Annotated in this window: 14 protein-coding genes; 9 read left to right on the forward strand and 5 right to left on the reverse strand. The window is 62.3% G+C overall.

Going from position 1 to position 11,741, the window contains the following annotated elements:
• The first annotated feature begins 194 nt into the window (after positions 1-194).
• A complete protein-coding gene (locus BJI47_RS14500) occupies positions 195-641 on the forward strand; it encodes a flavodoxin domain-containing protein (protein WP_088944382.1) in 447 nt (148 codons plus the stop codon).
• On the opposite strand, the gene BJI47_RS14505 is transcribed toward BJI47_RS14500, so the two are convergent.
• From BJI47_RS14505 to BJI47_RS14515, 3 genes are read right to left on the reverse strand one after another with little or no spacing between them, the layout of a single operon-like run.
• A complete protein-coding gene (locus tag BJI47_RS14505; RefSeq protein ID WP_088944383.1) occupies positions 627-1,253 on the reverse strand; it encodes a nucleoside triphosphate pyrophosphatase in 627 nt (208 codons plus the stop codon). The genes BJI47_RS14500 and BJI47_RS14505 overlap by 15 nt on opposite strands.
• 1 nt (position 1,254) lies before the next feature.
• Entirely contained in the window at positions 1,255-1,548 is a 294-nt protein-coding gene (locus BJI47_RS14510; RefSeq protein ID WP_088944384.1) for an acyl-CoA carboxylase subunit epsilon, read from the reverse strand.
• Positions 1,545-3,185 carry an acyl-CoA carboxylase subunit beta gene (locus tag BJI47_RS14515; protein ID WP_088944385.1) on the reverse strand — a complete coding sequence of 547 codons (1,641 nt, stop codon included), beginning with the start codon at positions 3,183-3,185 and terminating at the stop codon, positions 1,545-1,547. The genes BJI47_RS14510 and BJI47_RS14515 overlap by 4 nt, the downstream gene beginning before the upstream one ends.
• 127 nt (positions 3,186-3,312) lie before the next feature.
• On the opposite strand from BJI47_RS14515, the gene BJI47_RS14520 reads away from it, so the two are divergent.
• The 5 genes from BJI47_RS14520 (at position 3,313) to BJI47_RS14540 (ending at position 8,118) form a co-directional block, all read left to right on the forward strand.
• The gene (locus BJI47_RS14520; protein ID WP_088944386.1) at positions 3,313-4,143 is read left to right on the forward strand and encodes a biotin--[acetyl-CoA-carboxylase] ligase; all 831 of its coding nucleotides are present in this window, start codon (positions 3,313-3,315) and stop codon (positions 4,141-4,143) included.
• A gap of 93 nt (positions 4,144-4,236) precedes the next feature.
• Positions 4,237-5,466 carry an AI-2E family transporter gene (locus tag BJI47_RS14525; RefSeq protein ID WP_176224866.1) on the forward strand — a complete coding sequence of 410 codons (1,230 nt, stop codon included), beginning with the start codon at positions 4,237-4,239 and terminating at the stop codon, positions 5,464-5,466.
• 5 nt (positions 5,467-5,471) lie between these two features.
• Positions 5,472-6,068, forward strand: a complete 597-nt coding sequence (locus BJI47_RS14530) for a PH domain-containing protein (RefSeq protein ID WP_088944388.1) — start codon at positions 5,472-5,474, stop codon at positions 6,066-6,068.
• A 40-nt stretch (positions 6,069-6,108) separates the two neighbouring features.
• Positions 6,109-6,789 carry a response regulator transcription factor gene (locus BJI47_RS14535; protein WP_088944389.1) on the forward strand — a complete coding sequence of 227 codons (681 nt, stop codon included), beginning with the start codon at positions 6,109-6,111 and terminating at the stop codon, positions 6,787-6,789.
• Positions 6,790-6,792: 3 nt separating this feature from the next.
• Positions 6,793-8,118 (forward strand): HAMP domain-containing sensor histidine kinase, encoded by a 1,326-nt coding sequence (locus BJI47_RS14540; protein WP_088944390.1) that lies wholly within the window; start codon positions 6,793-6,795, stop codon positions 8,116-8,118.
• Between the two features lie 15 nt (positions 8,119-8,133).
• On the opposite strand, the gene BJI47_RS14545 is transcribed toward BJI47_RS14540, so the two are convergent.
• The gene (locus BJI47_RS14545; protein WP_088944391.1) at positions 8,134-8,697 is read right to left on the reverse strand and encodes a GtrA family protein; all 564 of its coding nucleotides are present in this window, start codon (positions 8,695-8,697) and stop codon (positions 8,134-8,136) included.
• 164 nt (positions 8,698-8,861) lie between these two features.
• Here BJI47_RS14545 and BJI47_RS14550 point away from each other — a divergent pair, with 164 nt between their 5' ends.
• Genes BJI47_RS14550 through BJI47_RS14560 form a run of 3 tightly spaced genes read left to right on the forward strand, consistent with a single transcriptional unit; the run spans position 8,862 to position 11,031 of the window.
• Complete coding sequence (locus BJI47_RS14550; protein ID WP_088944630.1) at positions 8,862-10,130, forward strand: 5-(carboxyamino)imidazole ribonucleotide synthase; 1,269 nt, start codon at positions 8,862-8,864, stop codon at positions 10,128-10,130.
• Complete coding sequence (gene purE, locus BJI47_RS14555) at positions 10,127-10,636, forward strand: 5-(carboxyamino)imidazole ribonucleotide mutase (RefSeq protein ID WP_084346841.1); 510 nt, start codon at positions 10,127-10,129, stop codon at positions 10,634-10,636. Before BJI47_RS14550 ends, purE begins: the two co-directional genes overlap by 4 nt.
• A gap of 14 nt (positions 10,637-10,650) precedes the next feature.
• Positions 10,651-11,031 carry a hypothetical protein gene (locus tag BJI47_RS14560; RefSeq protein WP_254900629.1) on the forward strand — a complete coding sequence of 127 codons (381 nt, stop codon included), beginning with the start codon at positions 10,651-10,653 and terminating at the stop codon, positions 11,029-11,031.
• On the opposite strand, the gene BJI47_RS14565 is transcribed toward BJI47_RS14560, so the two are convergent.
• Positions 11,028-11,735 carry a TIGR03089 family protein gene (locus tag BJI47_RS14565; RefSeq protein WP_088944392.1) on the reverse strand — a complete coding sequence of 236 codons (708 nt, stop codon included), beginning with the start codon at positions 11,733-11,735 and terminating at the stop codon, positions 11,028-11,030. The genes BJI47_RS14560 and BJI47_RS14565 overlap by 4 nt on opposite strands.
• Between the last annotated feature and the right edge of the window lie 6 nt (positions 11,736-11,741).

Raw genomic sequence — 11,741 nt, forward strand, 5'->3', positions numbered from 1 at the left:
CGAATCGATCTGACTCTGTCGATCCTAGGCGGTCGAGGAGTTGAAGGAGCTGGGCTCGGAGTGCAGAGCCGCCCGCAGGCACCATTACTGCACACGGACAGTAGGTGGGATCCGACCCTCACTGCTGGTGAGGCTATTCTCACTTACCGATTCTTTCGGTGGTCGAGGAAAAAGATTCAAGAAGGGGAGAGGCCATGGCAGTAGTGGTGTTGTTCGGTTCGGAGACCGGCACAGCCGAGGAAGTTGCGGACAAGATCGCCGAGGTGATGACCGATCATGACGTCGACGTGCGGGACATGCTCGAATACGAGGTAGCCGATATCGATACCGACGACTTTCACGTCATCATCTGCTCCACCTACGGCGAAGGCGAACTCCCCACGTGGGCAGGCCCCTTCTACGACGCGCTCGTCGAGGACACTCCGGATCTCTCCGGGCTCAGATTCGCCATGTTCGGACTGGGCGACCGCGTGTACGAGGACACGTTCAACCGTGGCGGCGAGATCATCGCCGAGAAGCTGGTGGAACTAGGCGCTCAGCAGGTCGGCGAGCACGCCAGACACGACAGTTCCTCGAACGTGAAGCCGAAGGTGCAGGCTGCCGAGTGGGCCCGAGACATCACAGCTCTAGTGGCTTCCTGAATCGGCCCACAGCTCGGACAACGATGTACCGACGTCGGAGAGCAGACGACGGACGAGCGGTAGCCCGATCCCGATGACGCTGGACGGATCCCCTTCGATGCGGTCGACGAACCACCCACCGAGGCCGTCCAGCGTGAAGGCGCCGGCCACCGACAACGGCTCTCCCGACGCGAGATACGCCTCGAGATCGTTGGACGACGGTTCGCTGAAGTGAATCTTCGTCGAACTACACCCGGATGCAACCGCGACCGATCGCCCGTTCAAGACTCGAACGACGGCGTGGCCGGTCATAAGATCACCTGACCTGCCTGCCATCGCAGCCCACCGACGCCGCGCCACATCGACGCTGTGGGGCTTGCCCTGTAATTCGTCGCCGATGGACAACATCGAATCGCACCCGACCACCACTGCGTCGTCGAACTCGGTGAGGACTGCCTCGGCCTTGGCTTGCGCCAAGGCTACGACCACATCCTCGGGTATCGGATCGGGTCCGAGGGCTGCGGTGAGCGCGTCCTCGTCCACACCGGACACCCGCACGATTGGCTCGATTCCCGCATTGCGTATAACTTCGAGCCGCGCAGGTGACGCCGAGGCGAGAACGAAACGAGGCACTCTAGTAACGCTGCGAGGCGCCGTACGAGTACGGCGAATACGGCGCGAACGTCCGATGCTTCGAGGCATGAGAACCCCACAGCTCGGGTGGACGTGAGTCGACGGCCGAGCCAGTCGAACCCGCCGCCGCGGTGAGGACCACGACAAGTGCCGCGATGTCCTGGTCCGACGGATTGCCCTTCACCACTCGGATCACATCGAGGATTGTGGAGGCCGCCGATGCGTCTTCCAAGCCTGCAGACTCGATCAGGTCCGTAGCTTCGGTGATGTCTGATTCCTTTGCCGGTGCGCTCACAGTGGAATGTTCCCGTGCTTCTTAGGCGGCAACGTCACCATTTTTCGCTCGAGAAGCCGCAACGCAGCGACAATCTGTCCTCGCGTATGGCTCGGCGGAATGACAGCGTCGAGGTAGCCGCGCTCGGCCGCAATGTACGGGTTGACGAGCGTGTCCTCGTACTCCTGTTGCAACTTCAACCGCAATGCATCGACGTTCTCGCCGTTTTTCGCGGCCTCGAGGAGTTGCTTGCGGTAGACGAATCCGACGGCACCGGATGCACCCATGACGGCGATCTGCGCGGTCGGCCACGCGAGGTTGACGTCGGCGCCCATGTGCTTGGAGCCCATGACGTCGTACGCGCCGCCGTAGGCCTTGCGGGTGATGACGGTGATCTTGCCGACCGTCGCCTCACCGTAGGCGTAGAGCAACTTCGCGCCGCGACGAATGATGCCGTTGAATTCCTGTTCGGTTCCGGGTAGGAAGCCAGGAACATCGACGAGGGTGATGATGGGGACGTTGAAGCAGTCGCAGGTTCGTACGAAGCGAGCCGCTTTCTCTGAGGCGTCGATGTCGAGAGTGCCCGCGAACTGGGTGGGCTGGTTTGCCACGATGCCCACCGAGCGACCGTCGACACGTCCGAAGCCGACGATGATATTGCGCGCGCGGCCTTCTTGGACTTCGAGGAACTCGTCGTCATCGAGGATCCGACGGATGACCTCGTGCATGTCGTACGGGGTGTTCGGGGAATCCGGGATCAAGGTGTCCAGTTCGAGGTCCTCTGCAGTGAGGCTTTCCTCGATGCCACCGACGATCGGATCCGACGGCGCCAGGCGGGGCGCGTCGGCGCGGTTGTTGCTCGGTAGGTAGGACAGCAGATCGCGGACGTAGTCCAACGCGTCCTGCTCACCGGACGCAACGTAGTGCGCGACACCGGACTTCTCCATGTGGGTGTGCGCGCCACCGAGTTCTTCCATCGTGACGTTCTCACCGGTGACGGTCTTGATCACGTCGGGGCCGGTGACGAACATCTGCGAGGTGCCGTCGACCATGACGACGAAGTCGGTCAGTGCGGGGGAGTAGACGTGGCCACCGGCAGCCGGCCCCATGATCAGCGAAATCTGTGGGATGACTCCGGAAGCCTGGACATTGCGGTGGAAGATTTCGCCGTAGAGACCCAGGGAGACGACGCCCTCCTGGATGCGAGCGCCCGCGCCTTCGTTGATGCCGACCAGCGGGCGGCCGGTCTTGATCGCCAGGTCCATGACCTTGACGATCTTCTCGCCGTAGATCTCACCGAGGGAACCGCCGAAGACGGTGGCGTCCTGGGAGAAGACGCAGATGTCGCGGCCGTCGATGGTGCCGTAGCCGGTGACTACGCCGTCGCCGAAGGGGCGGTTGTCGGCCATTCCGAAGTTGACGGACCGATGACGAGCGAGCGCGTCCAGTTCGACGAACGAACCTTCGTCGAGCAGCGCCGTGATGCGCTCACGGGCAGTCAGCTTGCCTTTCGCGTGCACCTTCTCCACTGCAGCTTCACCACTGGGGAGCATCGCGGCTTCCCGGCGACTTCTGAGATCGGCGAGTTTTCCCGCGGTGGTGTGGATATCGGGCTTGGAGGCCGAACCCTGTGCAGTTGCGTCCTGAACACTGGTCATGGGGGATCACTTTAACCACGACTGCGATGGGTGTCCCGACCGAGGGGCGACAAGCACAGTCGACCAAGAAGCCTACTGGCCGGTACGTCGACGAGGCATGTTCGGTAGGGCCATATGCTCATGGGTCATGTGGACCAATCTCGACCGCCCCCCGCTCGATGTCGCGGCTCTTCGTCGAGCTCTTGTCGATGGACCGCAAGCGTCTTGGTCGAGGCTCGACGTGGTCGAGCAAACGGGTTCGACCAATGCCGACCTCATCGCACGCGCCGACGGGCTCGCCGACCGCACCGCGCTCGTCGCCGAGCATCAGGACAGTGGACGTGGCCGTCACTCACGGCCGTTCTCCGGCGTACCTCGCTCACAGATCCTGTTGTCGGTGCTGATGAAATTTCCAGGAATCGATCCGTCCGTCCTCGGGTGGCTGCCGCTCCTGACCGGAGTCGCCGTAGTCGACGCGTTGCGAACGGTAGCCGCGGTCGACGCGGCCCTGAAGTGGCCGAACGACGTCTTGATCGAGGGGCGAAAGGTCGCTGGGATTCTCGCCGAGGTGGCAACTTATGGTCAGCATCCGGTCGTGGTGGTTGGTATCGGGCTGAACGTGTCGATGACGACGGAGGAACTGCCTGTACCGACGGCGACATCGCTGGTGCTCGAGAATGCGGTCGTGACCGATCGTGACACCATTTTGCGCGCAATGCTGCGTGGGATCGGAGCTGAAGTGGATTCCTGGAAGGACGCCGGTTGGAACACCGAGCATCTCGCTCAGCGATACCGGGAGCGGTGCGACACGGTGGGCCGAAGAGTTCGAGTCGAGATGCCCGGGGATCGAGTACTGGTGGGGGAGGCAACCGACGTCGATGTTCACGGCCGCATCGTCGTTCGTATCGATGAGACCGGGGAAGCGGTCGCGGTAGCGGCCGGCGACGTCACGCACCTACGCGCGGTGGATCCGGAGTAATAGGTGAAGTCACATCATCCGTGACGGATGATGTGACTTCGGCCGATGCGATGGGATTGTTCTGAGCAGATAATTACCTGCGGAGGGGCGCTCATGGAACCGCGACATGCATCGGATGCGACGTCGTCGAGTATGTCGGAGTCATGGTCGCTCCCACGCGGGGTGATCGTGTTGTTGGGGCTTGCCTCACTCGTGGTCTGCGTCGCCGGAACACGCGCGTTCTCGGGCGTGGTGGGGCCGACGTTTCTGGCCTTGATGTTGACCGTCGCGGTACATCCGTTTCCGGAGTGGCTGCGACGCAAGGGGTTTCCGACGTGGGTCGCAACGATCATCGCGATTGCCGTCGTGTACGCCATCCTTCTCGTGTTGGTATTGGCGCTCGTCGTATCGACCGCCCGGCTCGCGACGCTTTTGCCGACCTACGCCGACGAATTCAACGGTCTGGTCGACAGTATTCGAAATCTTTTGTCGAACAACGGAATTGGGCAAGATCAGATTCAAAGTTTGATGTCGAAAATCGACGCAGGCACGGTGTTCGGGGTGATCGACAGTCTCCTCGTGGACGTGCTGGGTATTTTCTCCAACTTGCTTTTCGTCCTCGTGCTGCTGTTGTTCATGGCGGTCGACGGCAGTTCGTTCACCACGCGGATATCGACATTGGTCGGTACCCGGCCCGATATCGCGGGCGCATTCGTGTCGTTCTCTACGGGAACTCGTACTTATCTGGTGGTTTCGACGATCTTCGGTTTGATCGTTGCCGTCATCGACGCAGGTGCGCTGTGGGCGATGGGTATCCCGCTTCCCGTGTTGTGGGGGATCTTGTCGTTCATCACGAATTACATTCCCAACATCGGATTCGTTCTCGGACTGATTCCGCCGGCTCTGTTGGCACTGTTGCAGGGTGGGCCCAGTCTGATGATCGCCGTGATCGTCGTCTACAGCGTCGTCAACGTCGTCATCCAGTCGATCATTCAGCCGAAGTTCGTCGGTGACGCCGTGGGACTGTCGGTCACTCTGACGTTTCTCTCGCTCGTATTCTGGTCCTGGGTTCTCGGTCCGCTCGGAGCAGTCCTCGCCATTCCGTTGACTCTGATGGCCAAAGCGTTGTTGGTGGACATCGATCCAGCGACCAGATGGGCGGACATCCTGTTGTCCGGTGGTGACGGCGAAACCACCGATTCGGAACCGGACCCTGCCGATGCACCGGCTGCCGATTCCGACAGTGTGGACGATGCCGACGGCCCCTCTGATTCCGATGGTGATGAGGGTGCAACTCTCGTGGCAGGATCGCCTCGTACGAGTAGGGAGCCGGCCGAGGAGTGAGTCGTATGGGGTATCCGGAAGATGCGTTGGCAGACGAGGAAGAACTGCTTCTGCATCACCACCCGCATTGGAAGATGTTGGTGCTGCCTGCGTTGACATTCATCCTCGTCACCGCTGTCGCAGGTTTCGTCATCGGCCTGGTCTCGGTAAAGCTCGACGGTTCGAGTTCGACTGTCGCATCGATCGTCACTGCAGTCCTGTGGGCGGTCATCGTCGCCTGGCGGTGCATTGCCCCCCTCATCGGCTGGAAATGCACGCACTTCATCGTCACCGACCGCCGAGTGCTCATCAGGCAGGGCGTCATCACGCATTCTGGAATCGACATCCCGATGGGCCGTATTTCCAACGTCCAGTTTCGGCACGGACTGATCGATCGCATGCTCGGTACCGGGACCCTCATCATCGCCTCGGCGTCGGACGACCCATTGGAATTCGACGACATTCCCCGCGTCCAGCGGGTTCATTCGCTTCTCTACCAGCAGGTATTCGACGCGCTGGAGATTCGCCGGGACGACCGTCTGCAGATCGACGACGGAGAAGTCTCGTACGAGGATTCTCCGGACTCCGCGAAAAGAGGATGGCGTGCGGGGAAACGCTGGTAAACGAAGCGTTCTCACAGAAACGAACCGTAGGGTTGCGCAGGTGACCGAAGTGCTGCTTGCAGAAGACGACGAAGCAATTGCTGCCCCTCTCTCGCGAGCCCTCGGGCGTGAGGGCTATACGGTGACGGTCGAGCAGACCGGACCGGCTGCCCTCCAGCGGGCCCTCGACGGGAACTACGACCTGCTGATTCTCGACCTCGGTCTGCCGGGGATGGACGGCCTGGAAGTCTGTCGGCAGGTCCGCGCCAACAGCTCCGAGCTTGCCGTCCTGATGTTGACGGCGCGAACGGACGAGGTGGACTTCGTGGTCGGGCTCGACGCCGGCGCCGACGACTACGTCGGTAAGCCGTTTCGGCTCGCTGAGCTCATGGCCCGTGTGCGAGCCCTGCTTCGTCGGCGGGGTCCCGGTGAGGACACCCCGATCGAGGTCGGCGGGATCAGGCTCGAGCCTGCAGCCAGGCGAGTGATGGTGAACGGAACCGAGATCGCACTGGCAAACAAGGAATACGAGCTGCTCAAAGTGCTCCTCGACCATGCTGGACAAGTCGTCTCCCGCGAGACGATTCTCCGGGAGGTATGGGGCGACGCGGAACTCCGCGGATCCAAGACGCTCGACATGCACATGTCATGGCTGCGACGGAAGATCGGTGACGAGGGATCGGTTGCCGAGCGCCGCATCGCCACCGTGCGCGGAGTCGGGTTTCGGATCAACAGCGACTGATCGATGCGCCGTCGCATACTGCAATCCATCCTGGCTGTCGTCCTACTGACCGCTATGCTGCTCGGTCTGCCCCTCGTCTATACCGCTTGGCTATGGGTGGAGGATTTCACTCGCGACGACCTCCAACGTCGACTCGATCGGATGGCATCGGAAATCCTGTCGCAAGAGGGGGACCGAGGCATCGTGGAGGGTGTCCTCGACATCGGCTCGCTCAGGTTGGCCGTCCCAGAAGGTGGACGTCTCGTCGTGGTGTTTCCGACACCGCAGGATGCCGCGTCGAGGGTGGACATCGGTGAGAGTTTCGTGCCCGCGCCATTGGTGGAATCGCTGTCGCTGGGAACTGCCGGATCGTTACGGCTCGAAGTGCCGTCACGCGATATGCGAACCTTGCAGCAACAAGCTGTCGGTGCGGTCGCCCTCGTGGTGTTGGCTTCGATTCTCATCGGAACCGCCGTGGCTGTACTGACCGCCAATCGTCTGGCCGATCCGCTACGCGACGTCGCACGACGAGCGCAGCGACTCGCCGAAGGAGACTTCCGTCCCGATCCACGACGGCACGGAATTGCCGAGCTCGACCGGGTCTCGGAAGTCCTCGACTCGGCGACGGTCGAGATCGCGGGCAGACTGCAACGCGAGCATGCGCTGGTCGCCGACGTATCGCACCAGTTGCGCAGTCGGCTGACGGCCGTCCGGCTTCGGCTCGACGAACTATCGACGCATCCAGATCCCGATGTAGTCGCCGAAGCCGATGAAGCGATGGCACAGGTGGACCGCTTGACCCTCGCGATCGACGAGTTGGTGCGCTCGTCCCGTAGCGACGGGGCAGCAGGCGCCGAGGATGTAGCCGTCGTCGCGGAACTCAGCGGAGTCATCGGGGAGTGGCAGCGAAACTTCGAGGATGCCGGCCGAACACTGGAACTCGAAGGTGGACCAGGACTCAAGGCATCGGTGACGGGTTCGAGATTGCGCGAGGCAGTCGCGGTCCTGGTGGACAACGCACTCTCGCACGGCGGCGGAAAATGCACGGTGGCAGTGCGGCTGATTCCGGCACTGGACACGGCCGAGCGGCGGCGCGAGCCGCTGGTGTGTATCGAGGTCTCGGACGAGGGCAGCGGCGTCAGCAACGAGTTGGCCCCGCATATCTTCGATCGCGGGTTCTCCGGCGCCGGATCGACCGGCGTGGGTCTCGCTCTCGCACGAGCACTCATCGAGGCGGACGGTGGAAGGCTGGAACTGCAGCGACGCAAGCCAGCCATGTTCTCGGTGTTCCTGCCTGCGTCACGCGAAGAAGCCAGTGCCCCGTCTCCACGGGCCCGAGAGCCACGCTGAGCGCACCGAAGTAGGTCAGCTGTGGCCGAGTTGCTCCTCGGCTGCTTCCGCGGGCGTCGGATCGTAATCGGTCGATCCGGCTGCCGCGCCCCGGGCGTTTTCGTCGGGGAACGCGAACTTTCGCAGCGCCCAGAACCGGAATGCCATCTGTAGAAGATTGCCGATGATGTAGTTCAGGACGAAGTCGAGAATCAACACCATCGTCAGGCTGTTGTGCCCTTCGCGGATGTCGAACAAGTTGTTCGCCACCCACAGTGGGGCAGCCGCCAGAATGACACCGACCCCGCTGATCGTGAAGAACAACAAAGCCTCGTGGTGGCGCTCGCGGCCACCACGATTCTTGAAGGCCCACTCTCGGTTCAGGACGTAGCTCAAAATGGTGGCCATCACGCCCGAGATGATCTTCGCGACGACAGGCTTGGGTTCGAGGACGGTCAGACTGAGCGAATAGAAGATCACCAGGTCGAACACCATCGTGGTCCCACCGACGATCGCAAATTTGATCAGCTCGGTGTGACGAATCGCCAGTACCCGCAGCGGACCGGGAAGGCGATGAATCAAACTGTCGATCGAGGGCACAACGAAGGAGTCTACGAAACGAGGTACCCAATCGACTAACCGGCGCGCAGAGCATCAGGTATTTCTCAGTGAAGGAAGTGAGACTTCTCAGCGATGGAATTGCACGGAACGCTCGAATCCATTCCCGACTACAGGGGGTCTGCTGGCTGTGGAATCTGCCCCGCATGACACGATATGAAGCCGTGACAGGTCTATCTCCGCGCCCCACCACCCCCCGTAGTTCGTCGACCGGAATGCCGGTAGTGGCGATGATCGGCGGAGGTCAGTTGGCGCGAATGACGCATCAGGCCGCAATTGCGCTCGGCCAAACCCTACGAGTCCTCTCCGCAGGCGCCGATGAGCCGGCCGCGCAGGTCAGTGCCGATGTCGTGCTCGGACACCACGACGACCTGAATGCCCTCCGTACGGTCGCTACGGGATCCAACGTCGTCACGTTCGACCATGAGCAGGTACCGACCGAACATCTCGAAGTCCTCGTCGCGGAAGGCGTCAACGTACAACCACCGCCGTCGGCGCTGATCTACGCACAGGACAAGCTGAAGATGCGTCGGAAACTCGGTGAGATGGGGATTCCGATCCCGAAATTCGCTGAGGTCACCTGGGTGGGAGATGTCACAGCTTTCGGAGACGCCCACGGGTGGCCGGTGGTAGTCAAATCCATTCGTGGTGGATACGACGGACGCGGTGTGTGGATGCCGAAGGATGCCGACGAGGCTGAGGAAATCGTGGCGCGGCAACTCGATCTCGGCGTCGCCCTGATGGTCGAGGAGAAGGTCGAACTGCGGCGCGAACTCTCCGCCATGGTCGGAAGGTCCCCGTTCGGGCAAGGCGCAGCGTGGCCCGTGGTCGAAACGGTTCAGCGCGACGGGCAGTGCGCGGTGGTCATCGCCCCGGCAGGCTCGCTCGACGACGATGTGGCGATCGACGCCGAGAGAATGGCCTTGGGGCTTGCCGCCGAGCTCGGAGTCGTCGGCGCAATGGCGGTCGAGTTGTTCGAGACCGTCGACGGCACCATCCTCGTCAACGAACTCGCGATGCGTCCGCACAACTCGGGGCATTGGAGCATGGACGGGTGCCGAACTTCGCAGTTCGAGCAGCATGTTCGCGCGGTACTGGACTACCCACTGGGTGACACGACGCCGTTGGCACCGGTCACGGTCATGGCCAACATTCTCGGAGCACCGCAGGCTCCGTCGATGACGATGGACGAACGGCTTCACCACCTCTTCGCTCGGATGCCGGATGCCAAGGTGCACCTCTATGGCAAGAGCGAGCGCGAAGCCCGCAAGATCGGCCATGTCAACGTGCTCGGAGCGCCGAAAGGGAAAACATCGGACGAGGCGTACGTCGCCGCTGTCCGGGAGAAAGCAGAACGCGCGGCACACTGGATGTCGCACGCAGAATGGACCGACGGATGGGACCCGCACCAATGACCGAACAACTGGGCCCTCAGGTCGGCCTCATCATGGGCAGTGACTCCGATTGGCCGACGATGGAGGCCGCAGCGGACGCATTGGCCGAATTCGGGATTCGCTTCGAGGTCGGTGTCGTCTCGGCGCACCGCACACCCAAGCGCATGCTCGACTATGCGACGAGCGCGGCCGAGCGGGGGCTCAGCGTGATCATCGCCGGAGCCGGTGGAGCAGCTCATCTGCCAGGTATGGTCGCTTCGGCTACGCCGCTACCGGTCATCGGTGTACCCGTTCCCTTGAAATACTTGGACGGTATGGATTCACTGCTGTCGATCGTGCAGATGCCCGCCGGGATACCGGTTGCCACGGTGTCGATCGGTGGCGCCCGCAACGCAGGGCTCCTTGCGGCTCGCATTCTGGGCGCCTCCGACCCGGAGCTCCGGTCGCGCATCGAAAAGTTTCAACAAGACCTCGAAGCAATGGTGCTCGACAAGGACGCGGCACTACGCGCCAAGCTCCTCGGGTAGTGCGTTTCGCTCCGGTGTCCGCATGGTCGATCGAGCGGGCGGGCACCCACACTCGGGGGCGCGCGGTATCCGTCGTCACCTACCTTGCGCTCGTCTATGCGACGTTGTGGCGGGCCGAGATCGCCTTCGATGACGAGCATCGGCTTTTCCTCTGTCGGGGAATGCGAGCTGGGTTCGGTCGGGGAGGCACGACCATCGGTGCCGCTTACCTCACCCGCGCCAACATCTCGCGCAGTGTTCTGCGCCATGAGGCGGTGCACGCAGATCAGTGGGCTCGATACGGGCCACTGTTCGCGGTTCGCTATCTGGTGGAGGAACTACGGAATCCGGGCGCGAGGAATCGTTTCGAGATCGAAGCAGGCCTCGACGACGGTGGATACGCGAGCAGGTCCTAGCCGATCGTCTTGGTGACCTTTTCGGTAGTGGTGCGGCGGTCGGTCTTCGTCGGGTCCGGGTTGTTCACTTGCACGAGCGAGCTGCCTGAAACCAAAACCGACAACAGCCCATCGATCAATTCGTCGGTCGTACCCCACGGCAACGACGAGAGCACGCGGTCTCCGGTCTGCAACGAATGTGCCTGAGCGCGGGTGCGTGCCTGCGCCAACACTTCCTCGACCGATCGTCCGTCGAGAGCAGCGCCAGCGCCGGTCGGCCGAAATTGGTCTCCGTGCACGCGTACCGAGGTGGCGTAGTCGGTCACTCCGATAGGAAGATCGGGAACCGGTTTGCCGAACGCGTCGAGCGAGAGGGCAAGTATTTCGGGTATGTCGCCGGCCTCGTCGATTCGAGAACCGTGCACGAGTGCGAGCTCTGCCGTGTCGTCTGCGGTGAGGACGACCTCTGCACCTGCCCACCACGCACCGAGCAGGATGGCCGCGCTCTGCCAGTGGGCGGGTAGTAGAACACTGACCTTGGCACCCGGTGCGAGACCGAACTCGTCGCACAACAGGTTGGCGGTCTTCGCAGCCCAATTGGCGAGCGTGATCGTCGATACCTCGACCCGTTCACCCGTCTCGTCGTCGTAATACGTCACCCGTGGACCGGCGGGGTCGGTCGCGAGTATCGGATCGAGCAGTTCCTGCGTCAACGTTGTGGCCACAGGCGC

The organism is Rhodococcus sp. 1168, from assembly GCF_002091955.1.
Classification (GTDB): domain Bacteria; phylum Actinomycetota; class Actinomycetes; order Mycobacteriales; family Mycobacteriaceae; genus Rhodococcoides.